Consider the following 26,775-nt stretch of genomic DNA (forward strand, 5'->3'; position numbering starts at 1 on the left):
CCTTGACCGATTTCGTATCGCATCGAACGACTCAATGGCAAGTTCATGGTTCGCGGGTTGGAATCATGAACTACAATGGGCAGGTTAATGCACGGCGGTGCGTACGGTTGGACCGCTTCGACAGGAAAGAGTGGGTGAGGGACGTGGGGATTCGCACGATCATGCGCGCATGCGTGCCATGCGTGTTTGCAGGCTTGATGGCGTTGACCGGCTGTTCGGCCGGGTCGAACGAATCGAGCGATGCAGAGCCTGCTTCGGCGCTCGATCCATCCAGCCCGGTGCAGATAGAGCTGTGGACGTATTACAACGGCACGCAGCAGCAGGCGTTCGAGGATTTGGTCAAGGAGTTCAACGAGGGACGTGGCAAAGAACTGGGCGTTGTTGTGACAAGCTCGAGCCAAGGCGGTGTGAACGATCTTGCCGCTGCCGTGACCGATTCGGCGCAAGAGCTCGTCGGCTCCGAGGCGATGCCCGATGCCTTCCTTTCGTATTCAGACACCGCGTCGGTCATTGACGGCCTCGGCCGCGTGGCGGATTTGGCGGGTTATCTGACCGATGAGGAGAAGGCGCTCTACGTCGAGTCCTTCCTTGATGAGGGCGATATCGACGGCAACGGATCCTTGAAGGTATTCCCGGTGGCGAAGTCCACCGAGACGCTTCAGATCAACGCCACCGACTGGCAGGTTTTCGCCGATGCGACGGGCTCCACGCTCGAGGAGCTTTCGACGATCGAAGGCATCACGGAGGTGGCGCAGCGCTACTGCGAGTGGACCGATGCCCAGACGCCGGATGTTGCAGGCGACGGCAAGCCGTTTTTCGGTCGAGATGCGATGGCGAACTATTTGATCACCGGCTCCAAGCAGCTCGGACACGAGCTGTTCGATGTGGAGGGCGGGGTCTGCACGTTCGATATCGACCGTGATACGATGAAGGCGCTGTGGGACAACTACTACGTTCCCATGGTGCAGGGCTGGTTCTCGGCTGAGGGCAAGTTCCGCTCGGATGCCGTGAAGACGGGCGACCTCCTCTGCTATGTGGGCTCGTCATCATCGGTTGTCTACTTCCCGCAGACCGTCACGTTGGACGACGAGACCAGCTATCCCATCGAGTTGGCTGCGCTTCCCGCTCCGACATTCGCCGATGGGGAGCCGTGTGCACCTCAGCAGGGTGCAGGGTTCGTCGTGACGAAGTCTGATGAGAAGCGTGAGACGGCCTGCGTGGAATTCCTGAAATGGTTCACCGCCAAAGAGCAGAACACCGGCTTCTCTGTGAGCGCGGGGTACATGCCCGTGACGAAGGAGGCGCTAACGCTTGAGAACCTCGAGGCTGCCGCATCCGGTTCGGATGGTTCTGAGAATTACTCGATCAACCTTCCGGCTACGCTCGAGACGATTGAAGCAGGCGTGTATGCGAACCGTCCATTCGACGGCGGGGTGGATGCTCGCGCCGTGCTCGAGAGCGCTCTGTCCGACAAGGCGACAGCCGATCGCGAGGCTGTCGTGAGCGCCGTCGCTGCGGGTGCAAGCCCGGAGGAGGCTGCGGCGCCGTTTTTGGAGGATCGCGTGTTCGATGAGTGGTTGGAGGATCTTACGGCGCGCTTGAAGGCGACGACCGCCTAACGGAGGGGTGCGTTTGTGCGAGGAAGGGGCCGGGGCGACGACATGATCTGGGGTTCTCGGCACGGCGAAGGCTCACGGCACGGATTGACCTTTAAGGTCCTTGTCGTCGTGCCCTTCTGCATCGCGCTTGCAATCCAGGTCGTCGTGTGCGCGTTCGTCCTTGCGCGAAGCGAGATGCTCGGCCAAATGGAAGACGACGCCTACGATCTGTTCTCGGAGCGCGTCGCGAGCAGTGCGGGCTACCTGGAGAACGACATGATCTTCCGCTGGTCGGACTTCGAAGAAGCGTCCGATCAGATAGCCTCGAAGATCGATGTCGAGCTGGCGGCGCGCGGCGCGACGGCGTCTGACATCAAAGCTGGCGGCGACCTTGCCATTTCGCTTGTTGGCACCGTGAGCGACGATATGCTGCTGTTCGCGCAGCGGGCCGAGGTGGACGGCGTGTTTTTGGTGCTGGCGAACGGAGAGGCCGAAGGGCGGCAGGATGCGCGCACGGCCTTGTATGTGCGCGACTCGAACCCGAAGGTCAGCGTCGCGAATCGTTCCGATCTGCTGTTGGCCGCCTGCCCTATCAGCATCGGCCGAGAATCGGGGGTGGCGCTCGACAGCCAGTGGTCGGCTACGTTTCCTCTTGCGGCCGAAGGGGACGACCGCAGCGCGTTTTACTACAAACCCTTGCGAGCGGCTGAGCAGCACCCGGATGCCGATGTGAATGATCTTGGCTATTGGGGGCGGCCGGTGGACTTTGGCTGGGTGGGCACGTCGTCGATCACCTATAGCCTGCCGATCAAGGACGCGCAGGGCGGCATCGTCGGCGTGCTGGGCGTGGAGGTCCGCCTCGATCGCGTCGAGTCCTTCTTCCCCTATGTCAATTTGAACGCCGAGGGCGAGGGCTCGTATCTGCTGACAGTCACCGACGAGGAGGGCTTCACGCGCGATGACGGGGTAGAGCCCGCCGAGAGCGTCGAACGTTCCTATGAAGTGCTGGCGGCAACAGGCGCGACTCAAAGCCTGTACGTGGAGGACGGCTCGTTTACGGCACTGCTCGACGAGCAGAAGCGTATGGTAATCGATGCGCCGTCCGATCCGTCGCCCGACATGCGTGCCGCGGCGAGCGCCGCCGAGATCATGCTCTACGACAGCACTTCGCCGTTTGCCTCGGAGCATTGGGCGCTCGTGGGGCTCGAACGGCAGAACGACCTGTTCGTTGCTTCGCACTCGCTCGCAAAAAGCCTGATCGAAGTGTTCGCCGCCTCGCTGCTTATTGGGCTGGCGGTGGCCGCGCTCACGGCATGGCTGTCATCGTCGCGCCTGCGCCACCTTATGGCCGAAGTGCGCAAAACGAAGCCCGAACAGCCCATCTCTTTTACGCCGACCGGTATCGTGGAGGTGGACGAGCTTTCGGATTCCATCGCCGCGCTTGGCGCGGAAGTGGCGTTGTCCGCATCGCGCCTCTCGCAGATACTGCGGCTGTCTGATCGCGGCATTGGAGCGCTTGAGTACAGCCAAGAAACCGGTTCGATCACCTATACTGACGGCTTCTTCTCCACGCTCGCGGTGCTCGAACCGCCCGACAGCCCCCGTTTCAACCCGCGCCGCATGGCCGAAAATCCACCGTCGGCTGAAGAGTTCGAGACACTTATGAGGGGTTATGTTCCCTATATCGAATCCGAGGCCGAGGGGCGCTATCTTATTTCCGGCCCTCATCGGGCAGCATGGGTGCGTCTCGTTGTGGTGGTCGACGACGAGAGGAAGCGGACCTACGGCCTCGCAGAGGACGTGACGCAGGAGATCGAGACCCGCCGGCGCATAGAGCACGAGCGCGATCACGATATTCTTACCGGGTTGGCGAACAGACGTGCGTTCGAACAGTCCGTCAAGGAGCTGCTCGATCAGAATCCACCTTCATTCGGTGCCATGCTCATGCTCGACCTCGATAACCTCAAGTTCATCAACGACACCTATGGCCATGATTGGGGAGACCAGTACATCAAAGCGGCCGGCCGAGCCGTCGAGGTTGTGTTCAGCGGGAAAGGCTGCTTTGCGCGCATATCCGGCGATGAGTTCCTCGTATTCGTGGACGCGTGCGCCGATCGGGACGAGGCTGAGGCGCTGCTCGGAGAATTCCGTCGCGCCCTCGATGCGAGCCTTCTCGAGGCGCCCGACGGCAAGGTGCTCAAGGTTCGCGCATCCACCGGAGTTGCCTACTACCCCTCCGACGCTTGCGAGTACGTGCAATTGCGCGAGTACGCCGACTTCGCCATGTATTTGGCGAAGAACAGCCGCAAGGGCGAGCTCATCTCCTTCGATCGTCAAACCTACGAAAAGCAATCGATCATGGTGAACGGACGCGAGGAGCTTAACAGGCTGCTCGACGAGGAGCTGGTTGACTACCATTTCCAGCCCATCGTGGATGCGCGGGCGGGCGAGGTGGCCGCGTATGAGGCGCTCATGCGCCCGCTGCTCGACACCATACCGACACCCGATCTCGTGCTCGCACTCGCCCGCTCTCAGTCGAAGCTCTACCGCGTCGAGCATATGACGTTCTTCGGAGCGCTCGAGGCATATGCGCGCTGCAAGGGAGACCGCAGTGCCACGCTGTTCGTCAACAGTATCGCCACTCAGCGCCTTTCGGCCGATGACGAAGCTGAGCTGGTCGAACGGTTTGACGGTTTGCTCTCGCGCGTGGTGATCGAGATCACCGAAAATGACTACAGCCGCGAAATGGCCATGTACAAGGAGGCGCTTGCGCATCGTTTCGGCGCCCGCCTGGCCATCGATGATTTCGGCAGCGGCTACAACGGCGAGACATCGCTGCTTGATTATCAGGCCGACTACGTAAAGCTCGACATGGAGATCGTCCGGGATATCGATACGGTCAGGGATCGCTGCGATATCGCCAAAAATCTCATCAGCTTTGCGCACGATCGCGGGATCCGCGTCATTGCCGAAGGCGTCGAGACCGAAGGCGAACTGCGCGCGCTCATAGCGCTCGGTGCTGATTACCTGCAAGGGTACCTGCTTGCGCGTCCGGCCCCGGAGTTGCGCGACATTCCCGAGGACATCAAACGCCTCATCCGCTCGCTTTCGTAGGACAGGATGCGCCTTGCGCGAGCACTTGCGGCTCCGTCGGGGCAGCCGCTTCGCCCATCGCGATATACTGACGAGGGTGAACACAGTATACTGACGAGGATGAACACAGCTCGCTCTAGTTCACCCCGGGCGGGATGTATGCACAGCGCGAAGAAACAACGAGAAGGAGTTTACTATGGCGCTCAACGAGACGCTGCACATAGAGATCATATCGTCCTCCACGACGCGCGTCGAGGCTGCGATGCCCATCACGCCCGATCTGTACCAGCCATTCGGCTTTCTGCATGGGGGGGCGACCATCGCGATGCTCGAGTCGGCTGCAAGCCGCGGCGCGGAGGAGAACGCCGATTTCGAGACAGAGCGTCCGTTCGGCGTCGACGTGCACGTGCGCCACAGGAAGAGCGGGAAAGAGGGCATGCTGCGCGGAGTGGCCGAGCTCGACCACGAGGAGACCTCCGAGCGCACGGGCGCTGTCAAGCAGTTCTGGAACGTAGCCGCCTACGACGAAGAGGGGGATGTGGTGTCCGATGGCGTCATCGTGACGAAGATCGTCACCCTAGAATACTTGGCCGCCAAGGAACGCGAGCGTGCAGTTTCGAAGAGTGCCAAGCGGGTGTAGTCGAGCGCCGTCGCGAACGCGCGGACTGCCGCTCCGTCGGTTGCATGGCGACGCCGACGGTGCCGCGCGAAATCACCGGCCTTGAGCGCGAGATTTTCCCGCTGCCTGCACTATAGGGCTTTGACCTGCATTTCGATACCACGGGTTGACAGGCGATACGCAAAAAAGAAGCCGCAAGTTGGTTGAGCGGCGGCTCGCGCGCCCCCAGTATGGAGGCGTCGGCGCACCGGGGCCGACTGATGCGCCGGCCGTAGGGGTGGGCGTGCACGACCGAAGGACGGACCTATGAGCTTCCGCGACAACCTGCAGCACCTGCGCGCCGCGCGCAACATGACCCAGGAGCAGCTGGCGATGCTTTTGGGTGTGAGTCGCCAGTCGGTTTCCAAGTGGGAGGCCGAGCGCGCCTACCCGGAGATGGACAAGCTGCTGCGCCTGTGTGCCCTGTTCGAGTGCACGCTCGACGATCTGGTGTGCGGCGATCTGACCGAGCGCCCGGCCGCCCCGACTGCAAGCCTGCCCATTGCGCAGCCTCCCCAAGACGTAACCGGCTACGACGAGGCCATGCGTGCATTCGCATGGAAGCTGCCGCTTGGCGTGGCTGTCGTCATCTTGGGATTCGCGCTGGCCATGTTCTTAACGGACGCAACGCTGATGCCGGGAAGCTCCTACCAGAGCTATTCGAGCGTGCTCATGCTGGTGGGCGCCGTGGCCGGGCTGGCCATCATCCTGCCGGCCTCGTTCGAGCGGAACGGATTTCGCGTAGCCCATCCTTTTGTCGAGGATTTCTACACCGCCGAGCAGAAAACCGAGGCCCGACGCGCCCTGTCCATCGGTTTGGTGGTGGGCATCGGCTTGATCGTGGCGGGGCTGGCGGCGACCATCGTGCTGCCTGCGGCGCCGTCGCTTTCGAGCGCCGTCTGCCTGCTGCTTGCTGCGGCGGGCACGTTCTGCATCCTGCGCGGGTGGCTGCTCGCGTCGCGCTGCAATGTGGAGAAATACAACTTGCGATCGCTGCATGTCGTGGATGAGGCGCGCATCGACGATCTCGACGAGAATCTGGCAAAACGCGCGCGTCGAGCCAAAAGCGATCATCGCCTGTACGTTGCCATTATGTGCGCCGCTACGGCTGTCGCTCTCGTGCTGCTGTTCGTGCCCGCGTTGGGCGGGCAGTGGTGGTTCTGGCTGGCCTGGCCTCTTGGGGGTCTGATCAGCGCCGCCGTCAAGGCGCTCCGTCCCTAGACGAGGGCGGTACGTTCCTGCGTTCCGATCGAGCCCCGCACAGCTGCGCTGTGACGTTCTCGAACGGCGCGAGCGGCATGCTCCCGGTCGTCGCCCGGACATAGCCCCTTCCAGTCCCCATACCGTGCCGATAAAAGCGAAGCGCGCTTCGCTCCAGCAGTCCTGTGCCGAAAACCATTCAAAGGAGATCGTATGAGCTGTACCGTTGTCGCACGCGAAGTGTGCAAATCATTCGTTATCGGACGCGGAAGCAAACGGCGTGCAACCGACGTGCTGCGCGGCGTCAGCCTGCACGTCGCTGCCGGCGAGATGGTGGCAATCGTAGGGCCGAGCGGCTCGGGCAAATCGACGCTACTGTATTGCCTGTCCGGGTTGGAGGCAGCGGACGCGGGCTCCGTCGAGGTGATGGGCCGGCAGGTGGTGGGCGCCGGTCGCAACGATCTGTTCAAGACGAGGCGCGACCATGTGGGCTTCATTTTCCAGTCGTACAACCTCATCCCCTCGCTCACGGCGGGCGAAAACGTGTCGCTGCCTGCGCGCCTGGCCGGGCGGCCGCTTACGGCCGCGCAGGTGCGCGAGGTGCTTGCGGGTGTGGGCCTCGAAGGGCGCGAGAAGAGCCGCCCCGCTGATATGTCCGGCGGCGAGCAGCAGCGAGTGGCCATCGCACGGGCGCTTGCGGGCGGCGCGGACGTCGTGTTCGCCGACGAGCCGACCGGTGCGCTCGATTCGAAGAACGGGCGCGAGGCGCTCGGGCTTCTGCGCGGCATCGCGGACGATCCGGCGCGCTCGGTAGTCATGGTGACCCACGACTTGGAGGCGGCCTCGATGGCCGACCGCATCCTCGTGCTGAAGGACGGTCGGGTGGTTCGCGAGTTGGGGCGATCGAATCCGACGGACATCCTCAAGGCACTGGAGGCGGCGCGATGATGCGCCTTGTGTTCCTCGATCTGCGCGACCATGCCGCCACATGGGTAGGTGCGTTCTGCGTGGCCGTGGCCTGCGGATTCATCGGTGGCTTCGCGGCGTCGTTGATGGCCACGGCGAAGTCGTACCCGAACATGGAATCGCTTGCGGTCACCATGCTCATGTTCTCTGCAATGGCAGCGATGGCGGTGCTCGCGTCGGCGGCGAATCTTACGGTGGCGATGCAGCGGCGAAGCTACGCCCTGTGGCAACTGGCAAACGTGAGCCCGCGGCGGGTGGCTGCAGTCGTGCTCGCGCAGCTGGCCGTGGTGGCGGTGCTCGGCGCGGTGGTCGGCACGCTTGTTGAAGCAGCCTCGTTTGTCCCGCTGTTCCCGCTCGTGTTCAGTTCGCCCTTCTACCAGCCCATCGACCAGGTGGTTCTCGACGCTGGACTGCCGTTTATGCCCTTGGTATGGCTTTCGGTGGCGGGCGTGTTTCTCGTCGGGGGCTTGAAGGGCGCCCGCGGCGCGGGGAGGACGTCGCCCATGACCGTTCTGCGCGCGACGGATCAGCCCCGCAAGGGCATGACATGGCTGCGCGTCGTGCTGTTCGCAGGGTTGGTATTCGGCACCTGGCAGCTTGCTTCCTCCCTGTTCGGAAAAGACCTGGATGCTTTGGGTAATTCGCTGTTCCTCCCGCTTCTTATGGCGGCAGCGCTTGTGTCCGTGGCTCCGGCGGTGTTCTCGGCATTGCTGAGCGCGTGGACGTCGCTCGTGTCGCAGAACCGCTGGAATGCGTGGTACATAGCGCGCCATATCGCCCGCCATGGCCTTTCGGTTAGCACCTCGGTTGAGACGCCCATCATGGTAGGATTTGGACTGGTTGCTGGTATTTTCTCGCTTAGCAGCTTATTGGAGACCGTCATACAACAGTATGGCTTGACCCTCAACGCGACGCTCGACTTCACCACGTCTGTCCTGCTGCTCGGCGGCCCCATTCTGCTGTGCGCGGTGGGAGCGGCAGTGAGCGTGGTCATGTCGTCGCGCACCCGCACCCGCGACGTGGCGCTTCTTATCGCGAGCGGCGCGCGCCCGGAAACGCTCGTCGCGGCCGCGGGGTTCGAGGCGCTTATCCACGCTGCTACTGCCACGCTCGCCGGCATGGCGGTCGCAGCGGCATCCAACGCTGTAGTGGCCGCTGCGGTGGAATTTCCTCTGTTCAGCGGCCTAGCGTTCGGCGAGGGCCTCGTGGTGTCGATCGCTGGCTTTGTCCTGGTGCTGGCCGCCACGCTCGTTCCTACTCTGTCGGCTCTGCGCAAACAACCCGCTCTCGTACTGGCCGTAGAGGAGTAGCAGGGGGGAGGTTTCCGGAGCATCATTTTTGAAAGATACTCTTGTCGACGCATTGGGAGAAAGGAAGGTCGACCATGATAAAGCTTGTGTTCTGTGATCTGCGCGACCATGCCGCCACATGGGTAGGCGCGTTCTGCGTGGCCGTGGCCTGCGGGTACGTCGGCGGGTGGGCGGCGTCGCTCGAAGAGACGGCGGCGACGTTCTCAGGCATGCGCTACATCGGCTCCGTGGTGCTGGCATTCTCGTCGGTGGCCGCGGTTGCGGTGCTCGTTTCGGCGTCGAACCTGACCGTGTCCGCACAGCGGCGCTCCTACGCCTTGTGGCGGTTGGCTAACGTGAGCCCGCGCCGGGTGAGCTGCGTGGTGCTGGCCCAGCTGGTCGTTGTGGCCGTGCTCGGCGCGATCGTCGGAACCCTGCTCGAGGCGGCGACGTTCGTCCCGCTTTTCCCGATGGTGTTCGGCGCGAAGGAGGCGCTTGCTCAAGCGACGCCCCACGTGAGCTTCTCGATGATGCCGACGGTGTGGCTTGCGGTGGCGGGCGTGTTCTTCTGCGGCGGGTTTAAAGGCGCCCGCAGCGCGGGAAACACGCCGCCCCTCATGGCTTTGCGTGAATCGGAGCCGAAGCGCAGGGGGATGACGTGTTTGCGTATCGCGCTGTTCGCAGTCCTGACCGCGTGCACGGGCTGGACGGTCTTCCTCATGGTCGGCGCTGCGCCGGACGTCGTGATGAACTGGTCGCTGTACCTGCCCATTCTCGCAGTTGCGGTGCTGGCCTGCATCTCCCCTCTGGCGTTGTCGGCGGCGATGGACGCGTGGACGTCGCTTGTGCCGGGAACGCGTTGGAATGCCTGGTTCGTGGCGCGGCGCACCGCACGCTACGGATTGGGCTCCAGCACGTCGGTTCAGACGCCAGTCATGGTGGGCTTTGGGCTGGTGGCGGGTATCTTTTCGGTCATGGGAGTGTGGGCGGACTACAACGCGCTCCACGGCCTGCGCTTCACCGGCCTCGATTGGACAGAAGCGCTCATCCTGTTCGGAGGCCCGGTGCTCCTGTGCGCCGTTGGCGCAGCGGTGAGCGTGGTGATGACGTCGAAGTCCCGCACGCGCGATACGGCGTTGCTCATTGCCGCCGGCGCGCGCCCGGAGACGCTCGTAGCAGCGGCCGCATGCGAAGCGCTCATCCATGCCGTCACTGCCACGCTCGTCGCCGCGCTCGCTGCGCTCGCCTCGAACGCGGTCGTAGCTTCTGCGGTGGGCATGCCGCTGCTTACCGGGCTCGCTTTCGGCGAGGGGCTTCTCGTGTCGCTCGTGGGCTTCGTCTTGCTGCTGGCCGCCACTCTCATTCCCACCTGCTCCGCCCTTCGCCGGGAGCCTGCGCGGGTTCTGGCTGTGGGGGAGTAGGCCGGTCAGGCTTCCTTGCTGCCGCTCTCTCATTGCCGCCGATCGCCGACCGGAATGCGCGGCGGACGCCTGTCGGCACCGTGCGTTTCTGCCGAGGATCGGCCTCCTGCTCGGCACGTTCTCCTTTCCGGTGAAGATGCGGTGAAAGCGAAAATGTCGAGGCATTTTCTTTTGCTTTTCAATCCGTTGTGCTATCATAACCGTCGCTGCATTAAGCGGCATCGGGATGTGGCTCAGCTTGGTAGAGCGCTGCGTTCGGGACGCAGAGGCCGCAGGTTCAAATCCTGTCATCCCGACCATGGAGCTGAAAGGGATGTGCTTTCGACATAAAGAACATCCCTTTTTTGCATAGAAGTGCTACTCTGGCGAGGCTGGAGTGGGCGGGCCTGCGAAGGCGGGCTCCGCACGAGCAACTTGGAGGGCTGTATGAAAATCCTTGGAATGGGAATGCCGGAGCTTCTCATCATCCTCGCGGTGATTCTGCTCATCTTCGGGCCGAAGAACCTTCCGAAGCTTGGCAGCGCGCTCGGCAAGACCGTCAAGAACCTCCGCGAAGGCATCGGCGGTGGCGACAAGGCCATCGAAGAGGCCGACGAAGACGATGTGGAAGAGGTCGTCGAGGAAGAAGAGGAGCCGGTCAAGAAGAAGACCACGGCTGCCAGGAAGACCACGGTGGCCAAGAAGAAGGCCGAGTAGTCTAAGCGGGTTTTGTTTGGTGTGCGGTATGTGCAGACGGCTCGCGTCTTGCGCATACCGCTTTTTTCATATAGCGCCAGCGCACGGTGCGGGTGCTTTTCTACCACCAGCATAGGATATCGGATTGCACGCTTGCATGTGCGGGCGTGCCTGTTTTGCACTTGGATAGGCGGCGGAATATGGCTGACAGCAATTTCATCCTCACTCAGGAGGGCAAGGATAAGCTCGAGGAAGAACTGCATTTTCTCGAGACGGAGAAACGCGCTGAGATCGGCGAGCGTATCAAAGTGGCGCGCGAGTTCGGCGATATCTCCGAGAATTCGGAGTACGACGACGCGAAGAACGAGCAGGGTATGATGGAGGCGCGCATCGCCGAGATCAGCCGCATCCTGTCGGAGGCTACGGTGGTCAATACGCCGAAGCGCTCGAACAACGTGCACATCGGCTCGACGGTGACCGTCGACATGGGCGGCCGTGAACGCGTGTTCACCATCGTGGGCGGCGCCGAGAGCGATGCCGCCGCCGGCAGAATATCGAACGAATCGCCGGTGGGCTCGGCGCTTTTGGGCCACAAAAAGGGCGACAAGGTGGAAACGACCGGCCCGACCGGTCGCGAGATTGTCATGACCATTACTAAGATCGAGCACTAGGGTTTCGTCGGCCTGACGGCCGCCGGAACTTCTTGACGCTGCGGCCCGCCGTCGCACCCGATCTTCGCGCGATGCTGCGGGCTTGCGTACCCAGGTACGCAACGCCTGCGCCATCTCCCGAATTTCGGGTGCGACGGCGGGCCTCGCTGACTTACTACGCCAACCTGCGCGGTTGGTTTTCGCGCTTCGCGCGAAGGGCTTGTCCCTGGCGGGCAAGCCTCGCTATGCGGGCTGTACGAGATTGAGGGGCTGAACAATGAGCGACATCAACGACACGACCACCACCGGACAGATCATCGAGGACGATCCCGTCGCAGTGCGCCTGGCCAAGCGCGATGCGCTGCTGGCGGCTGGCAAGGATCCGTACGGTCACGCGTTCAAGTACTCGCACCACCTGGCGGACCTGGCCGCCCAGTACGAGGGCCTGGAGGACGGCGCATCAACCGAAGACGAGGTGCAGGTTGCCGGTCGCATCATGGCGAAGCGAGACCAGGGTAAGATCGCTTTCCTCGAACTGCGCGACTCGACGGGCGATATCCAGCTGTTCTGCCGCATCAATGCGCTCGGCGAAGACGCATTCGCCGAGCTCAAGAACCTCGATGTGGGCGACTGGATCGGCGTCGCGGGCACTATGATGCGCACGAAGCGCGGGCAGCTGTCTGTGGCTATCCAGTCCTTCGAGCTGCTGTCCAAGAGCCTTCGTCCGCTTCCCGAGAAGTTCCACGGCCTGGCTGACAAGGAGACGCGCTACCGTCAGCGCTATGTCGACCTCGTCATGAACCCCGAGGTCAAGGATACGTTCGAGAAGCGCTTCAAGATCGTTGCCGCCATCCGCCGTTATATGGAGGATCAGGGTTTTTACGAGGTGGAAACGCCCTTTCTGCATCCTATCCTAGGCGGTGCGAACGCCAAGCCGTTCGTCACACATTTCAATGCGCTCGACCGCGACTACTACCTGCGCATCGCTACGGAACTGCCCCTCAAGCGCTTGCTTGTGGGCGGGTTCGAAAAGGTGTTCGAGATCGGGCGCCAGTTCCGCAACGAGGGCATGGACCCGTTCCACAACCCGGAGTTCACCACCATGGAGGCTTATCAGGCGTTCTCCGATCTCGAGGGCATGATGGAGCTCACGCAGGGCTACATCCAAGCCGCGGCGCAGGCTGCGTGCGGTACGTTGCAGATCACCTACCAGGGACAGGACATCGACCTGTCGGGCGAGTGGCGCCGCGCATCCATGATCGAGCTGGCCACCGAAGGAGCAGGCGAGCAAGTGAACTTCGAGCGCACGCGCGACGAGCTTGCGTCTATCCTCGAGCGTAACGGCGGGCATGCCGATGCGACGTGGGGCAAGGGCAAGCTGATCGCCGAGATTTTCGAGGCTGTGGCCGAGGAGAAACTCATTCAGCCCACCTTCGTTATCGACCATCCACTTGAGGTGTCGCCGCTGGCCAAGAAGAAAGCGGGCAATCCGGACCTCACCGAGCGCTTCGAGCTGTTCATCTGCGGGCACGAGTACGCCAACGCTTTCGGCGAGCTGAATGATCCGGTTGACCAGGCCGAGCGTTTTCGTGCGCAGGTGGAGGCGAAGGATCTCGGCGACGATGAGGCCATGGGATACGACGACGACTACGTGCGCGCGCTCGAGTACGGAATGCCGCCCGCCGGAGGCGTGGGCTTGGGCATCGACCGTCTGGTGATGCTGCTCGCCGACGCGCCGTCCATTCGCGACGTGCTGCTTTTTCCTCACATGCGCGATGAGGCGCCTGCGGGCGGGCATCCGCGCGGCGGTGCCGCGCCGGTGGCTTCGGCCCAGGCCGCAGCGATCGCTCCTATCAGGGCGGCCGCTCCCATCGATTTCTCGAAGGTGGTCGTCGAGCCGCTGTTTGAGGACGAGGTCGATTTCGACACGTTCAGCAAGTCGGACTTCCGCGCCGTGAAGGTGAAGGAGTGCGTGGCCGTTCCCAAGAGCAAGAAGCTGCTGCAGTTCACGCTCGACGACGGCACGGGCGCCGACCGCGTCATCCTGTCCGGCATCCATGCCTACTACGAGCCGGAGGAGCTGGTGGGCCGCACGCTTATCGCTATCACCAACCTCCCGCCGCGCACTATGATGGGTGTCGACTCGTGCGGCATGTTGCTTTCGGCCATCCATGAGGAGCCGGGCGAGGACGGCGAACCCGAGGAACGCCTCAATCTGCTGATGGTGGACGACCGCATCCCCGCCGGCGCGAAGCTGTACTAGCGTCCTGTCAAGAAGCGACCTCGATGAAGGAAGCTGCTCGTCGAAAGAGGTGCAGTCGAGGGGGTCCAGCATAGCAGCGTGGTTCATGATGCCTCCTCCGTGCAGGCACGGAGGCTTCGCGGGTCCGACTCGGGTCCCTGCACGTGTGCAAATGCGGAACCTGCTGCTCTGCGCTGGAGGGCGGATCGGGCCGTCCTTGCGCCGCGACCGTCTCGAGTCCTGTCCAGGCGCTGATTCGCGAACGGCACGCGTTGCGCATCTTCTGCGAATGCCTCGCGCGAGGGCGGGGCCGTCCGAGGACGAGACTCCTCCGCCAGCGAACGGGTTCTCGACATTCGCCTACGTTTCAGCTCCTCGTCAAAAGCGAGCACGTTCGGAGTCATCCGCCCGCTCGAACGCGCGCCGTGCGAGGTTGTGGTACGATGGCTCCGTCGCGCGTGAGCGCAAGTTATGGAGCACGCGTGTGCGGCAGCCACCGCGTTGGCACTCTCTTGACGAGAGTGCTAGCATGTACTACGAAACACAAGAAGCTCCGCGAGAATCGAGGCTTTAGATGTCATTCGAGAAATTCACGGACAAAGCGCGTAAAGTGCTTGTCCTTGCTCAGGATGAGGCACGATCGCTTCATCAACCCTATGTGGGCACCGAGCACATTCTGCTCGGTCTTATCCAGGAGAAAGACGGTTTGGCCGCCCAAGCGCTCGAGCGCCTGAACGTCAAGTACGACGCCGTGGTGCAGGCCATCCGTCAAGTTGTGACCATCGACGAGGATACCGACGTGTCCGGGCACCTCTCCTTCACGCCGCGCGTGAAGCGCGTGCTTGAGAACAGCCTGCGCGAGGCCATGCAGATGGGCCAATCCTACATATCCACCGAGCATTTGCTGTTGGGCATCGTGCGCGAGGGCGACGGAACGGCGCTCGAGGTGCTCACGCGCCTGGGCGTCTCGGGCGACGATGTGCGCTCGGCGCTCAACGACCTGGTGGGGCAGAGCCCGGTGTACGCCGGCCGCAACCCGTTCGACCCGAACGCTGGGTCGTCGGACAGCGTGCTCAAGGAGTTCGGCACCGATCTCACACAGAAGGCGCGCGACGGCAAGCTCGACCCGGTCATCGGCCGTGCAGGCGAGATCGAGCGGGTCATGCAGGTGCTCTCCCGCCGCCAGAAGAACAATCCGCTGCTTATCGGCGAGCCGGGCGTGGGCAAGACCGCCGTCGTCGAGGGCCTGGCGCAGCTCATCGTATCGAACCAGGTGCCTGACATCCTGCGAGGCAAACGTCTGTTCACACTTGATGTGAGTGCGCTCGTTGCGGGCTCCAAGTATCGCGGCGAGTTCGAGGAGCGCCTGAAAAAATGCATCAAAGAGGTTATGGATGCGGGCGACATCATCCTGTTCATCGACGAGATGCACACGCTCATCGGGGCCGGTTCGGCCGAGGGCTCGATCGACGCCGCTGCCATCCTCAAGCCGCCGTTGTCGCGCGGTGAGATCCAGGTGATCGGCGCCACCACCATCGACGAGTACCGCAAGCACCTGGAGAAGGACTCCGCGCTCGAGCGGCGCTTCCAGCCCATCACCGTGGGTGAGCCGAACGAGGAGCAGGCACTGCGCATCATGGAAGGCCTTCGCGACCGGTACGAAGCGCATCACCAGGTGCACTTCACCGACGAGGCCCTACAGGCGGCCGTGGCGCTGGTCGACCGCTACATCCAGGACCGCTTCCTGCCCGACAAGGCCATCGACGTGCTTGACGAGGCCGGCGCGCGCATGCGCATTCGCAACATGACGCTGCCGAAAGAACTGCGCGACCTTGACGACGAGCTGCGCAAGCTTCGCGGAGAGAAGGATACCGCCATCGCTGCGCAAGACTTCGAGCGCGCCGCCCAGCTGCGCGATCAGGAGTCCGAGCTCAAGTCCAAGCGCGAAGAAGCCGAGAAGAAGTGGGAGGAGGACGCTCAGAAATCCATCCACCAGGTGACGGTGGAGGATATCGCTGACGTGGTGTCCATGACCACGGGCGTGCCGGTGTCGAATCTCACCGAGGCTGAGACCGAGAAGCTTCTGCGCATGGAAGCCGTGCTTCACGAGCGCGTGGTGGGCCAGGAAGAGGCCGTGACGGCGCTCTCGAAGGCTATCCGCCGTTCGCGCTCGGGTCTGAAGGACCCGAAGCGCCCCGCCGGTTCGTTCATTTTCCTCGGCCCTTCAGGTGTGGGTAAGACGGAGCTTTCCAAGGCGCTGGCCGAGTTCCTGTTCAACTCCGAGGACGCGCTCTTGAGCTTCGATATGTCCGAGTACATGGAGAAGCATAGTGTCTCGCGTCTCGTGGGTTCGCCTCCGGGCTACGTGGGCTTCGATGAGGGCGGCCAGTTGACGAAGGCCGTGCGTCAGCGTCCCTACTCGGTCGTGCTGTTCGACGAGATCGAGAAGGCCCACCCCGATGTGTTCAACATCCTGCTCCAGATCTTGGAGGAAGGCCGCTTGACCGACGCGCAGGGGCGCACGGTGGACTTCCGCAATGCGGTCATCATCATGACGTCGAACGTGGGCGCCCGCGAGATCGCGGAGCCGACGACCCTGGGCTTCTCGGTCGAGGAGCATGCTGGCCTCTCCGACAAGGAGATCAAGAGTCGCGTCATGGCGGAGATGAAGAAGCTGTTCCGGCCCGAGTTCCTAAACCGCATCGACGAGATCATCGTGTTTAAGTCGCTCAACGACGAGCAGATCGAGAAGATCGTCGAGCTCATGGTGGCCGATTTGCGCGAACGCTTGATCGAGCAGAATATGACCATCAACTTGACCGAGGCGGCGCGCAAGCTCATCGCGAAGGAAGGTACCGACGCGACGTTCGGCGCGCGGCCTCTGCGCCGGGCCATCCAGCGTTTGCTGGAGGATCCTCTGTCCGAGGAGATTCTCGAGGGCATGTGGACGAGCGGTTCGGTCATCGACGTGGATGCCGTGGACGGCGAGCTGGTGTTCTCGGCGGGTTCGGGATCAATTCCTGCGCCGCGCAAGCGCGACAGCATCGCCCGGGAAGCGGAGCTTCTGCTGACGAACTACGATTTGGGCCATGCCGGTGTGACCGGTGGTGGCTCGATGTCCGGTGGAGCCGCCGACTAGGCATCCGAGCGTTCGCGAGGGCCGTCCGAGAGGGCGGCCCTCGTCGCTTTCAGGGGATGATCGGCATAGCATATGGCTCGCCAAGCCGCCAAACGAGATTTGTCGTATACTAATGCGCATCGCAAAACGACCCGAGAAGGACGATCATGCCGAAAACAATCGATCCCGTTTTCTCCCCCGAGGTGCTGGGCGCTGCCGAGCTGGCCATGGGCGATTTCGACTTCGATGCGCTCACGCAGACGATTGGCGGGCTTAAGGGGGAGGTAGACAAGCATCCGCAGACGGCGGCTATCATCTTGGCGGGGGGCACGGGAGAGCGTTTCGGCAAAGAGGGCGGCAAGCAGTTGGTCGAGATTGCAGGCAAGCCTATTCTCACCTGGTCGGCCGAGGCCTTCGATGCGGTGGGGGATATCGGCCTCATCGTTATCGTGTGCCCTGAGGACCGCCAGGCGGAGTACTTGAAGCACGCGATCGATCCGTTCCCGTTCGTCACGCCGGTGGTGATGGCCCCTTCGGGTCCGAGTCGCCAGGAATCGGCATTTTCCGGTCTCGAGTTCGTTCCTGAGGACTACGAATACGTCGTTCTGCACGACGGTGCCCGGCCTCTTATATCGCCCGATCTCATCGCTCACACCATTGCGACCCTCAAGGGCAACATTGATTGCGATGGCGCAATCGTGGCTCATCCGGCCGTCGACACGCTCAAGGTGGTCGAGAACGGGGTGATCGTGGGCACGCCCGATCGCAGTGTGTTTTGGAACGCGCAGACGCCGCAAGTGTTTCGCGCGGGCATTTACCGGCGCGCACACGCCTCGGCGCTTTCAGACGGTTTTGTTGGCACCGACGACTCGTCGCTTATCGAGCGGCTGGGCGGGCGCGTGCTCGTGGTTGAAGGCAAGCGCGACAACATCAAGCTCACCGTGCCCGAGGACTACCTCATGCTGGCTGCCGCTGTTCGGACCATGTACATGAAGGGCGGGGAAGAATGAGCATCCGCGGAAGGCGATGCGGCAATATCCCGCCGCTCGGACGGTCCTGCTCGCACGAAACGCCCGCTGGACGTTTCGGCTCGTGCGGAACTCGCTTGGCGGACGTTGCCGCATCGTCTGCGCATGCTGAGATCGGAGGAAGCGAATGATGCAGCCTGCGACGTTCGATCCGACTTCGCTGCGCGTCGGGCAGGGGTACGACGTGCACGCGTTCGCCGAGGGGCGCAAGCTCATCTTGGGTGGCGTGAACGTTCCCCATGTCCGCGGGCTGCTGGGCCACTCCGACGCCGACGTGCTGGCGCATGCCGTTGCCGATGCGCTGCTCGGCGGCATACGCGGGGGTGATATCGGCAAACTGTTTCCCGATACCGATCCGGCCTATGCGGGCGCCGACTCGCTCAAGCTGCTGGCTTCTGTGGCGGGGAAGGTGCGCGCCGAAGGCTTTCAGATACTCGACGTGGATTCCGTCATTGCCGCCCAGGCTCCCAAGCTTGCGCCGTATCGTGAGGCCATGCGCGAGAACCTTGCGCGCGCTATGGGCGTTGCGGTGGAAAACGTGGGCGTGAAAGCCACCACCACCGAGCAGCTGGGCTTCGAGGGCCGCGAAGAAGGCATATCGGCGACGGCGGTCTGCCTGCTTTGCCGATGTCGCGAGTTCTGAAACGCGATCCTGCAGCCCGTCCGCACTCCTCGCTTTCCACCGAACGAATCAGCCGAAAGGTACAGCCACCATGATACGACTCTACGATACCAAGACGCGCACCAAGACCGACCTCGTTACACTCGAGCCGGGCAAGGTAGGTATGTACGTGTGCGGCCCCACCGTGTACAACTACATCCACGTGGGAAATGCACGCACGTTCATTTCCTTCGATAACATCCGTCGCTACCTCATGTGGCGGGGCTTTGATGTGACGTTCGTGCAGAACGTCACCGACGTCGACGACAAGATTATCGCGAAGTCGCTCGAAGAAGGACGTACGGCCGCTGAAGTGGCCGCCGAGTACACGGAGGCGTTTATCGAGGATATGCGCAAGGTGAACGTGCTCGACCCCGATGTGCGCCCGAAGGCCACCGAGGAGATCCCCGCCATGTTGAAGCTCATCCAGGAGCTCATCGATAGCGACCATGCCTACGAAGTGGAGGGGGACGTGTACTTCAGCGTGCGCTCGTACCCTGCCTACGGCGAGCTGTCGGGCCGCAACATCGACGAGATGGAGGGCGGTCACCGCGAGCTGCGCGCCGACGGCAAGGGCATCGAGGACCGCAAGCGCGATCCGCTCGACTTCGCCTTGTGGAAGGCCGCCAAGCCCGGCGAGCCGGCGTGGGAGTCTCCCTGGGGCCAGGGGCGCCCGGGCTGGCACATCGAGTGTTCGGCCATGTCGCGCACGTACCTGGGGCTGCCGTTCGATATCCACGGCGGTGGCGGCGACCTGGTGTTCCCGCACCATGAGAACGAGCGTGCCCAGAGCGAGGCGGCGTGCGGCTGCACGTTCGCGAACTATTGGATGCACGGCGGCATGCTGCAGATCAACTCCGAGAAGATGAGCAAGTCGCTCGGCAATTTCAAGCTGCTGCGCGACATCCTGAAAACCACCGATCCGGCCGTGCTGCGCTTCCTCATGCTGCAGACGCACTATCGCTCGCCGCTCGACTTTTCCGAGGAACGTGTGGCTGAGGCGTCCGTCGCGCTCTGCCGTATTGGCAACGCGGTGAAAAACCTCGACTGGCTTCTAAAGAACGCTGAGGATGGCCCGTCCGTGCTCGATGCCGCTGCGCTATCCGTCCGCACGGAACAGGCGAAAGAAGCCTTCATCCAGGCGATGGACGACGACTTCAACACGTGCAAGGCGCTCGGTGAGGTGTTCGAGCTCATCGCTGAGGCGAACGGGATGACGGCCGAAAAGACGCTTTCGCGCGAGGATGCGGATGCAGTGCAAGGCGTGCGGGATCTCGTCGTGGAGCTCATGGGCGTGTTCGGCATCGACGTTGCTGCAGAGTCGGGCGCCTGCGCCGCGAACACATATCCGACCGAGGTCGTGGCGCTGGCCGCCGATCTTGCCGGCTACGACGGCGCCGATGCCGTCGAGGCCATGGATGCGCTTTTGAATGCTCGCTCCGAAGCACGCGCTGCCAAGGACTGGGCCTGCGCCGACGCCGTGCGCGACGGTTTGTGCGGTCTCGGCTTCGTCATCGAGGACACCCCGCAAGGTCCGAGGGTTGCGCTGGCCTGACGGTCGGCGCAACGCCAACCCGCGTCTTTTCCGAAACCTGCGCTACAATACGGCGCATGCGAAACCGAGAGACATCTTCACCTGAACTCCTCGCGCCGGTCGGCGGGCGGGCGCAGCTGGAGGCGGCCGTGCGCTTCGGCGCGGATGCGGTGTACTTCGCCTGCGACCGCTTCGGGCTGCGCCAGCGCGCCTCGAACTTCGCGCTCGACGACGTGCCCGCGGCCGTGGTCTGCGCGCATACGGCTGGTGCGAAGGCCTACGTGGCCGTGAACGCGCTCATGGACGCCGACGACGTGGCGGCGCTGCCCGCGTACCTGGAGGCCCTCGACGCCGCGGGCGCCGACGCGCTCATCGTGAGCGATCTCGGCGCGTTCTCGCTCGCGCGTCGACATGCGCCGCACGTTGATCTGCACGTGAGTACCCAGGCCGGCGTGATGAACGCCGAGGCCGCCCGCATGTGGTACGAGCTGGGCGCGAGCCGTGTGGTGTGCGCCCGCGAGATGAGTGTGGAGGACGTCGCGCGGATGCGCGCCGACGCGCCGCGCGGGCTGGAGCTGGAGGCGTTCGTGCACGGGGCCATGTGCATGGCCGTGTCGGGGCGCTGTCTCTTGAGCTCGGCGATGGCCGGCCGCTCGGGCAACAAGGGGCACTGCGCCCAGCCGTGCCGGTGGAGCTACGCGCTTGTGGAGGAGCAGCGCCCCGGCGAGTTCTACCCGGTGGAGGAAGATGTGCGCGGCACCTACGTCATGAACGCGCAGGACCTGTGCATGGTGGAGCACTTGGATGACCTGATCGCGGCTGGCGTGGACTCGCTTAAGATAGAAGGCCGCAACAAGAAGGCGTTCTATGTGGCCACGGTCGTGCACGCTTACCGCCGCGTGCTCGACGGGGCTGACCCGGCCGAGGGCGCGGCCGAGCTCGCGTGCGTGTCGCACCGTCCCTATTCCACCGGCTTCTACTACGGGCCCGCCGAGCAGTCGTCCGAGCGCGACGGCTACATAAGGGAGTGCCTGCACGCGGCCGACGTGCGCGCATGCGAGCCGGCCGGCCCGGGCGCGTGGCGCGTGGAGGCCATGTGTCGCAACCGCTTTTGCGAGGGCGACGAGCTGGAGGCGCTCTGTCCTCATCGCTCTGTCGTGCCGGTGCGGGTCCGCAATTTGGTCTGGTTGCCGGAGGCCGATGAGGATGACCCGCATCCCGCGCCCGTTGCCGTGTCCGCGGCGAACCGCTCGGCCGAACGCTATGCCTTCGAGACGGAAGAACCCCTCTCCCCGGGCGGCTACCTGCGCATCCGCGCCGACTGACACGGTCAAGACGCTTTGCGCGGGGCGTGCTCTTGTGCGGGCTGTTTTCCGCAGCTTACTCGATATGCGGCGTGGTGGAAAAAGAGTCAACAGGCACGATGCCGAGATCGGCGCGAACGTTGGAGTTGGCTAAAACTAACAGCCCGCACAGGCAGAAATCCCGCGCATGGGACTGAGGGGAAAGGTGTTCGTCGATGCTTCCGCGGTTGGCTGCCTTAGGGTGATTTTGTGTCTCATCGTTGATGATAGGGCCTGTGAACTGCGTCGAAGCGATGGAGTTCTGCAAAGAGGCCGTTATCGCGCTTGTGATCCGGCGCGTTACACTGGGCTGCACTCTACGAAAAGGAACGACATCATCGCTCCAAGGAAAGCGAGGTGCATCATGCCCAACCATGTCTATCGCTCGACGGCGGCTCCCGGCGTCGCCCAGCGAGTCCGCAGCACGAAGACGGGCCGGAAGCTCGAGCGCGGCGGCTATCTCACGCCCGAGACCGTCACGCTCTGGATCGTCTACGCCCTCACGCTGCTCGGCAACGTCATCATCGAAGCCGGCCAAGTGGGCGGGAATACGTCGGCCACGGTCGCATACGGCGTGTTCACGTGGTTCACGCCGGCCGGCTACGTCTTCTCCATCTGGTCGCTCATCTACGTTGCGCTCATCGGCTGGCTCGTCTCCTACACGCGCGAGGCGCCTACTCGGCCGAAGCGTTTCAGCTTCACGTCCGTGCTGTTCATCGCGAGCTGCGTTCTGAACGTGCTGTGGCTGGCGCTCTGGCATTTCGAGCTGGTGGGCATCTCACTCATCGTCATCGTCGCCGAGTGGGTGGTGCTCGCGTCCCTGTACCTGAACGTGCGCCGCACGGCGCGGACGGGATGGGGCTGGGTGCCCATCTCAATCTACACGGCCTGGGTGACCGTGGCGACGCTCGCGAACCTGGCCATCCTCATCACGCGCGCCCTCGACGGCGGCGTTCCGTTCTTCAACGGCCTCTCGGTGGTGCTGCTCACCGCGGGCGTGCTGGTGCTGGGCTACGTCATGAGGAAGCGCTACCAGGACATCGCCTTCCCGCTCGTGTTCTTCTGGGCGCTTATCGGCGTCGCCGTGAACGTGGGCGAGGTGTCGGGCTTCACGGCGGCTCTCGTGTACATCATGCTCGTCGTGGCCGCGATCGCCACGTTCGTGCCGGTCTCCAAGGTGCTGGCCGCGATGCGGGGCTAGGCTTGCGCCGGGTTTCGCGCCCGCCCGGCACCCAGGCGGGCGCAGCCGTCTTCCGGGCGAGCGCGGCTGCCTTCTTCCGGTTGTCCTCCGGGTAAGGCGGCCCTGCGCGGCGCCGTGCGCACCATGCCCTGCGCGGCGTGCAGCAGCGCGGCGAATCAGCTTTTCCCGATGCAACCGCCGGTACTTCTTGCTATGATAAGCGGCAAGGAAACCCGGACGAAAGGGGTCGCTATGGGAACGAAGGCAGCGGAGGCACTCGACGTATCCCTCGACGAGCTCCCAACCTACCTGCACGCGAAGCATTCCGTGTACATGGAGGTTGACGGAGCGACGTATTACCTCACCGACGTGAACGACCGGTACTGGCGGGTGCAGGACACGACCCGTTTGAACGAAAAGGGTCATTACGTCGATGCGAGCGAACTCGTGCCCACGGTGAGTGAGTTCTTGACGCTCCCCTTCGCCGACGGGAAATCGATCTCCGATCTCTTCGGCCAAGCGACGTTCTACGCGTCCGAGAAAACCGAATAGCAGCGATGGCGGCCGTGCAAGCGGCCGCTTCCGATTCAAGGGCGCAACGGCCGCGATTGGCGGGGGCTCGTCTGAAGCAGCCGCGTGCGGTCGTTTCTCGTGCAAGGGAGTGGGCAAGGTGAGCAAGCTGTTCGAGAAATTCGAGATTGGGACGCTACGGGCCAAGAACCGGTTCGTGCGCGCCGCCACCTATGAGGCGCTCGCCGATGACGCCGGGCGGCCGACGTCGGCGCTGCAGGCTGTGTACGAAAGGCTCGCAGAAGGAGGCGTCGGCACGATCATCACCGGGTATGCGCACGTCATGGCAGACGAGCAGCCCAATCCCCGCATGCTGGGCATGCACGACGACGCGCTCGTTCCCGCGTATCGCGCTCTGGTCGAGGCCGTGCATGCACGAGGAGCGCGCATCGTGGCGCAGATCGTCTACGGGGGTTCGGCGACGCGGCTCGATCCCCCCAGCGCGCGCATTCTCGGGCCGTCCGCCATCGCGGAGCCGAGCACGGGCATTATCCCGGAGGAAGCCTCGCAGCAAGACATCGACGACGTGGTGGAAGCGTTCGCCCGCGCCGCCCGAAGGGCGCGCGACGCCGGGTTCGACGGCGTCGAGGTGCATGCCGCCCATGGCTACCTGCTCAGCCAGTTTCTGAGTTCCCGCATGAACCAGCGCACCGATGCCTACGGAGGGTCGATCGAGAACCGTGCTCGCATCGTCGTCGAAGTTATCGAAGCAGCGCGCAGGGAGGTGGGGCTGGCGTTTCCGCTCATGATCAAACTGAACAGCAGCGACGGTGCGGGCGGGGGACTCACCGAGGACGATAGCCTTCAAGCGGCGAAGTTGTTCGTGCGCGGCGGCATCGATGCCGTCGAGGCGAGCGGGGTCTGGCGAGCCTGCAAGACGCGCGCGTTTGCGGGGGAGCCATACTTCGGCGCCTACGCACGGCGTTTGGCGCGCGAGGTGGACGTGCCGGTGGTGGTGACGGGCGGGAACAGGAGCTTCGAAGTAATGGAGCGCATGGTGGCCGAAGACGGGATTGCCGCGTTCGGTTTGAGCCGTCCGCTGCTCTGCGAGCCCGATCTTGTCGCTCGGTGGAAGGAGGATCCTGCGTATTCGGTGCGTTGCGTATCCTGCAACCAATGCGTCGCGTCTCCCGATCGCCGTTGCATCCTGAGAAAGCGCGACGAAGCGGCGGAGTGCCGAGTCGATCCGGGTGAGGGCATAGGGCATTCCTGATCGTGCCCGGGATTGTGCCGAACGTGCACAGCGCGCTCTTACGGCACGGTTCTGAAGCTGAAAAACGAAACAAGCCGTCGGCTTTATGCCGACGGCTTGCGAATTCATGGTGGAGCCTAGGGGGATCGAACCCCTGACCTCATGGCTGCCAGCCATGCGCTCTCCCAGCTGAGCTAAGGCCCCGAAAAGTGCGAGCTTTAGTATAACGCAAGCGCACATCCGGTCAAGAGGTTTTTTTGGAAATCTACGATCCCCGGTATCAGGGTCGCTGCCGGCTGAGGAGGGAGCCCCCGAGCCTGCGTGCGGCGCCTGCGATTGCGAGCCGCTTGCCCCTGCGCGCGAGCGACTGCCCCGAAAGGTTGGTATACTGGATGCCTTCGATGGGCGATTGCCCGGGTCGGGTCCTCGGCGGCTCGGTTTCGGCGCGTGCTGCTGAGGTGGGAGACAATGGCTGAAAATGCAGGTGCGGCCGCACGGCCACGCACGATGGGGGACGACGGCGCGCCGATGACGCGTTGGCAGCGGTGTCTCCACAGCTTGTGCGTGCTCATGGTCGCATGGGCGCTGGTCGAACTTGTGGGAGGATCTGCCCTGTGGGCGGCCTATGCGGTCGATATGCCGCTGCTCGGTTCGGTTGGCCGCGATCTCGTCGTGCCCCAGACGGGCGCTATGGCGTTTTTGGGGGCTCTTCTCAACTTGGCCATAGGTGCGCTCGGCATGCGCGGGGCGAAGAACCCGCGCAGGATCACGCTTTTCTTTTGGATCGTGTTCGCGGATGCCATGCTGACGGCGTGGGCCCTAGCCAGTAGTATATCGTATGGCAGATGCGACCTTACCTCGCTCGTGAGCGGCCTATTCGTCATCGCGCTCGCCGTATGCGCTTGGCAGGTGCGCGGCCAGACGGGGTACTTCGACGAGCATCCCTGAGCAAGGACGCCCCGATGCGCATCCGAAGGCGCCGGAGGCTGTGCGCAGCACCGCGATGCGCGTCATACGGAAGATGCTCGGCGGCTCGCCCTAGGCCGGAGTTCGGGCGCATGCGAAGAGCGCGAGTTCCTCGATGAGCAGGTTGAGCTCGGCGTCGCGTGAGGAGTCGGCGTTCGTCGTCATGCGCAGTTCCGCTCCTGCCGAGTCGGGCCGCCGCCCCGGCACGCCGATCCATCCGCGCAGTGCGGGCTTCAGGGCCTCGCAAAGCTCCGCGAAGCGCGTGACCGACTCAGGATGCGCAATGCGGTACGAGCATCCGTAGCCGGTCGCCTGGTCGAGCGCCTTCAGGCGGCGCGGCGAGTACAGGGGATGCCGATCAGGATACCGAAGGAACAGGTACACGCAAGCCGTATAGTAGTTCCCGTGGGACGACCGTCGAGGGACCGCGTTCGCAACGAGGGCGCGATGTTGCTCGAACAGGCGTGCTGTCTCGGCCTCGAATCGACAGATGCGCTCGATGAGCGGCTCCTTCTCGTCGAAGAGCGATCGGAGAGCATGCCTCGTCGCTTCTGGCTCCGCCTGGGCAAACGCGAGCATCTCTTTGTGAGGGTTGAAGAAGTATCCCTTGAACAGCAGATGATGGCTCTCTGCAAGCGCGTCGGACAGCATGGCTGCAACATCGTCCGCTTCCTCGTTCCATCGAGCTTGAAAACATCGGACAGCCCGGCGGGTCCGATCGTCGCGATCGTGCTGCAACAGGTGTGCGCCGTATGCATCGAGCAGCTTCGCCGTCTTTTTCGGATCGAGCACGGGAGTCTCGGGTGTGCAGGCGCGTGGCGGCGGGAACGCATCGGGCCGCACCCATGACAGGACGATGGGCAACACGGTTCGGCCCGGCAGGCGCAGGTTCTCCACCTGCGCCTGCACCCGCTTCATCCCAGCCTCGTCCGAATCGCGTTCCATGGCGACGGCGAACAGGTTCCAGAGCGCCTCAATCTGAAGCGGCTCGGCCGCGCCGCGGCCAAAGAGGCGCGCCTGCCGGTCCTGGACGAGGGCGAGCCCTTCGAAGGACTCCGGCGGGCGGACGTCGAGAAGGCCGAGCGCATCGCACAGGCAGGTGAAAAGACGAACGCGCCGATTATTGTCCAACGGACGACAGAAGGCGGCGAAGATCGTGAACGGGCAGATGTCGTTCAGATCCTCGCCATTTTCGATAATAGGCAGCGAGACGCAGCTCTCTTCGAGCGCATAGGCGAGCGCATCGATGAGCGCATCGCGATCACGCCTTCGCTCCAGCACCGCAGTTGCGAGCCGCTTATGTGCGGCAAGCCACGGGTACGATTCGATTCGATTCTGCATAGCGAAACCTCACTGCCGCTCGAACGTGCGGGCACCGCCGGGAGGGAGGG

21 protein-coding genes and 2 tRNA genes are annotated in these 26,775 nt (G+C 63.5%); 20 read left to right on the forward strand and 3 right to left on the reverse strand.

The features are described from left to right. Positions 1 to 143 precede the first annotated feature (143 nt). The 16 genes from C2L71_RS02035 (at position 144) to C2L71_RS02115 (ending at position 21,458) form a co-directional block, all read left to right on the forward strand. A complete protein-coding gene (locus tag C2L71_RS02035) occupies positions 144 to 1,619 on the forward strand; it encodes an extracellular solute-binding protein (RefSeq protein ID WP_239926228.1) in 1,476 nt (491 codons plus the stop codon). Positions 1,620 to 1,703: 84 nt separating this feature from the next. After that, positions 1,704 to 4,712, forward strand: a complete 3,009-nt coding sequence (locus tag C2L71_RS02040) for a bifunctional diguanylate cyclase/phosphodiesterase (RefSeq protein ID WP_239926230.1) — start codon at positions 1,704 to 1,706, stop codon at positions 4,710 to 4,712. Between the two features lie 175 nt (positions 4,713 to 4,887). Next, positions 4,888 to 5,331: a PaaI family thioesterase gene (locus C2L71_RS02045; RefSeq protein ID WP_103264103.1), complete on the forward strand. Its 444-nt coding sequence runs from the start codon at positions 4,888 to 4,890 to the stop codon at positions 5,329 to 5,331. 285 nt (positions 5,332 to 5,616) lie between these two features. Beyond that, positions 5,617 to 6,570, forward strand: coding sequence for a helix-turn-helix transcriptional regulator (locus tag C2L71_RS02050; RefSeq protein ID WP_103264104.1), 954 nt, complete (start codon positions 5,617 to 5,619; stop codon positions 6,568 to 6,570). 192 nt (positions 6,571 to 6,762) lie between these two features. After that, positions 6,763 to 7,497, forward strand: a complete 735-nt coding sequence (locus tag C2L71_RS02055; RefSeq protein WP_103264105.1) for an ABC transporter ATP-binding protein — start codon at positions 6,763 to 6,765, stop codon at positions 7,495 to 7,497. Then, positions 7,494 to 8,825 carry an FtsX-like permease family protein gene (locus C2L71_RS02060; RefSeq protein WP_103264106.1) on the forward strand — a complete coding sequence of 444 codons (1,332 nt, stop codon included), beginning with the start codon at positions 7,494 to 7,496 and terminating at the stop codon, positions 8,823 to 8,825. Before C2L71_RS02055 ends, C2L71_RS02060 begins: the two co-directional genes overlap by 4 nt. Positions 8,826 to 8,899: 74 nt before the next feature. After that, positions 8,900 to 10,225 (forward strand): FtsX-like permease family protein, encoded by a 1,326-nt coding sequence (locus C2L71_RS02065; RefSeq protein WP_103264107.1) that lies wholly within the window; start codon positions 8,900 to 8,902, stop codon positions 10,223 to 10,225. 222 nt (positions 10,226 to 10,447) lie between these two features. After that, a tRNA-Pro gene (locus C2L71_RS02070) sits at positions 10,448 to 10,524 on the forward strand. A gap of 127 nt (positions 10,525 to 10,651) precedes the next feature. Continuing rightward, the gene (tatA, locus tag C2L71_RS02075; protein ID WP_103264108.1) at positions 10,652 to 10,921 is read left to right on the forward strand and encodes a twin-arginine translocase TatA/TatE family subunit; all 270 of its coding nucleotides are present in this window, start codon (positions 10,652 to 10,654) and stop codon (positions 10,919 to 10,921) included. 179 nt (positions 10,922 to 11,100) lie between these two features. Continuing rightward, positions 11,101 to 11,571, forward strand: a complete 471-nt coding sequence (greA, locus tag C2L71_RS02080; protein WP_103264109.1) for a transcription elongation factor GreA — start codon at positions 11,101 to 11,103, stop codon at positions 11,569 to 11,571. Positions 11,572 to 11,827: 256 nt separating this feature from the next. Beyond that, on the forward strand, positions 11,828 to 13,813 hold the full coding sequence (lysS, locus tag C2L71_RS02090) for a lysine--tRNA ligase (protein ID WP_103264110.1): 1,986 nt from the start codon (positions 11,828 to 11,830) through the stop codon (positions 13,811 to 13,813). Between the two features lie 553 nt (positions 13,814 to 14,366). After that, positions 14,367 to 16,931: an ATP-dependent Clp protease ATP-binding subunit gene (locus tag C2L71_RS02095; RefSeq protein ID WP_103264111.1), complete on the forward strand. Its 2,565-nt coding sequence runs from the start codon at positions 14,367 to 14,369 to the stop codon at positions 16,929 to 16,931. A gap of 146 nt (positions 16,932 to 17,077) precedes the next feature. Then, positions 17,078 to 17,920 (forward strand): 2-C-methyl-D-erythritol 4-phosphate cytidylyltransferase, encoded by an 843-nt coding sequence (gene ispD, locus C2L71_RS02100; RefSeq protein ID WP_103264112.1) that lies wholly within the window; start codon positions 17,078 to 17,080, stop codon positions 17,918 to 17,920. Between the two features lie 145 nt (positions 17,921 to 18,065). Further along, positions 18,066 to 18,581: a 2-C-methyl-D-erythritol 2,4-cyclodiphosphate synthase gene (ispF, locus tag C2L71_RS02105; protein ID WP_103264113.1), complete on the forward strand. Its 516-nt coding sequence runs from the start codon at positions 18,066 to 18,068 to the stop codon at positions 18,579 to 18,581. A 70-nt stretch (positions 18,582 to 18,651) separates the two neighbouring features. Then, a complete protein-coding gene (gene cysS, locus C2L71_RS02110) occupies positions 18,652 to 20,154 on the forward strand; it encodes a cysteine--tRNA ligase (protein WP_103264114.1) in 1,503 nt (500 codons plus the stop codon). Between the two features lie 128 nt (positions 20,155 to 20,282). After that, entirely contained in the window at positions 20,283 to 21,458 is a 1,176-nt protein-coding gene (locus C2L71_RS02115; RefSeq protein WP_239926232.1) for a peptidase U32 family protein, read from the forward strand. Between the two features lie 55 nt (positions 21,459 to 21,513). Here the strand turns inward: C2L71_RS02115 and C2L71_RS11890 are convergent, their stop codons facing one another. Beyond that, positions 21,514 to 21,744 (reverse strand): hypothetical protein, encoded by a 231-nt coding sequence (locus C2L71_RS11890; protein WP_129588462.1) that lies wholly within the window; start codon positions 21,742 to 21,744, stop codon positions 21,514 to 21,516. A gap of 96 nt (positions 21,745 to 21,840) precedes the next feature. On the opposite strand from C2L71_RS11890, the gene C2L71_RS02120 reads away from it, so the two are divergent. From C2L71_RS02120 to C2L71_RS02130, 3 genes are all read left to right on the forward strand, one after another. After that, on the forward strand, positions 21,841 to 22,677 hold the full coding sequence (locus C2L71_RS02120; RefSeq protein WP_103264116.1) for a TspO/MBR family protein: 837 nt from the start codon (positions 21,841 to 21,843) through the stop codon (positions 22,675 to 22,677). A 231-nt stretch (positions 22,678 to 22,908) separates the two neighbouring features. Next, complete coding sequence (locus tag C2L71_RS02125; protein ID WP_103264117.1) at positions 22,909 to 23,208, forward strand: CDP-alcohol phosphatidyltransferase; 300 nt, start codon at positions 22,909 to 22,911, stop codon at positions 23,206 to 23,208. Between the two features lie 118 nt (positions 23,209 to 23,326). After that, complete coding sequence (locus C2L71_RS02130; RefSeq protein ID WP_103264255.1) at positions 23,327 to 24,439, forward strand: NADH:flavin oxidoreductase; 1,113 nt, start codon at positions 23,327 to 23,329, stop codon at positions 24,437 to 24,439. A 107-nt stretch (positions 24,440 to 24,546) separates the two neighbouring features. Here the strand turns inward: C2L71_RS02130 and C2L71_RS02135 are convergent. Continuing rightward, positions 24,547 to 24,622, reverse strand: a tRNA-Ala gene (locus tag C2L71_RS02135). A gap of 264 nt (positions 24,623 to 24,886) precedes the next feature. Between C2L71_RS02135 and C2L71_RS02140 the strand changes: the two genes are divergently transcribed. Beyond that, a complete protein-coding gene (locus C2L71_RS02140; protein ID WP_103264118.1) occupies positions 24,887 to 25,366 on the forward strand; it encodes a hypothetical protein in 480 nt (159 codons plus the stop codon). 90 nt (positions 25,367 to 25,456) lie between these two features. Here the strand turns inward: C2L71_RS02140 and C2L71_RS02145 are convergent, their stop codons facing one another. Further along, positions 25,457 to 26,725, reverse strand: coding sequence for a hypothetical protein (locus C2L71_RS02145; protein WP_103264119.1), 1,269 nt, complete (start codon positions 26,723 to 26,725; stop codon positions 25,457 to 25,459). Positions 26,726 to 26,775 lie beyond the last annotated feature (50 nt).

It is taken from the genome of Enteroscipio rubneri (assembly GCF_002899715.1).
GTDB classification, from domain to species: Bacteria; Actinomycetota; Coriobacteriia; order Coriobacteriales; family Eggerthellaceae; genus Enteroscipio; species Enteroscipio rubneri.

Bases quoted from the DNA above. Each gene is read 5' to 3' on its own strand.
- C2L71_RS02055 (WP_103264105.1), top strand. From the start codon at position 6,763: ATGAGCTGTACCGTTGTCGCACGCGAAGTGTGCAAATCATTCGTTATC.
- ispF (WP_103264113.1), top strand. From the start codon at position 18,066: ATGATGCAGCCTGCGACGTTCGATCCGACTTCGCTGCGCGTCGGGCAG.
- C2L71_RS02120 (WP_103264116.1), top strand. From the start codon at position 21,841: ATGCCCAACCATGTCTATCGCTCGACGGCGGCTCCCGGCGTCGCCCAG.
- C2L71_RS02060 (WP_103264106.1), top strand. From the start codon at position 7,494: ATGATGCGCCTTGTGTTCCTCGATCTGCGCGACCATGCCGCCACATGG.
- C2L71_RS02065 (WP_103264107.1), top strand. From the start codon at position 8,900: ATGATAAAGCTTGTGTTCTGTGATCTGCGCGACCATGCCGCCACATGG.
- C2L71_RS02125 (WP_103264117.1), top strand. From the start codon at position 22,909: ATGGGAACGAAGGCAGCGGAGGCACTCGACGTATCCCTCGACGAGCTC.
- C2L71_RS02050 (WP_103264104.1), top strand. From the start codon at position 5,617: ATGAGCTTCCGCGACAACCTGCAGCACCTGCGCGCCGCGCGCAACATG.
- ispD (WP_103264112.1), top strand. From the start codon at position 17,078: ATGCCGAAAACAATCGATCCCGTTTTCTCCCCCGAGGTGCTGGGCGCT.
- tatA (WP_103264108.1), top strand. From the start codon at position 10,652: ATGAAAATCCTTGGAATGGGAATGCCGGAGCTTCTCATCATCCTCGCG.
- C2L71_RS02145 (WP_103264119.1), bottom strand. From the start codon at position 26,725: ATGCAGAATCGAATCGAATCGTACCCGTGGCTTGCCGCACATAAGCGG.
- C2L71_RS02140 (WP_103264118.1), top strand. From the start codon at position 24,887: ATGGCTGAAAATGCAGGTGCGGCCGCACGGCCACGCACGATGGGGGAC.
- greA (WP_103264109.1), top strand. From the start codon at position 11,101: ATGGCTGACAGCAATTTCATCCTCACTCAGGAGGGCAAGGATAAGCTC.
- C2L71_RS02095 (WP_103264111.1), top strand. From the start codon at position 14,367: ATGTCATTCGAGAAATTCACGGACAAAGCGCGTAAAGTGCTTGTCCTT.
- C2L71_RS02045 (WP_103264103.1), top strand. From the start codon at position 4,888: ATGGCGCTCAACGAGACGCTGCACATAGAGATCATATCGTCCTCCACG.
- cysS (WP_103264114.1), top strand. From the start codon at position 18,652: ATGATACGACTCTACGATACCAAGACGCGCACCAAGACCGACCTCGTT.
- lysS (WP_103264110.1), top strand. From the start codon at position 11,828: ATGAGCGACATCAACGACACGACCACCACCGGACAGATCATCGAGGAC.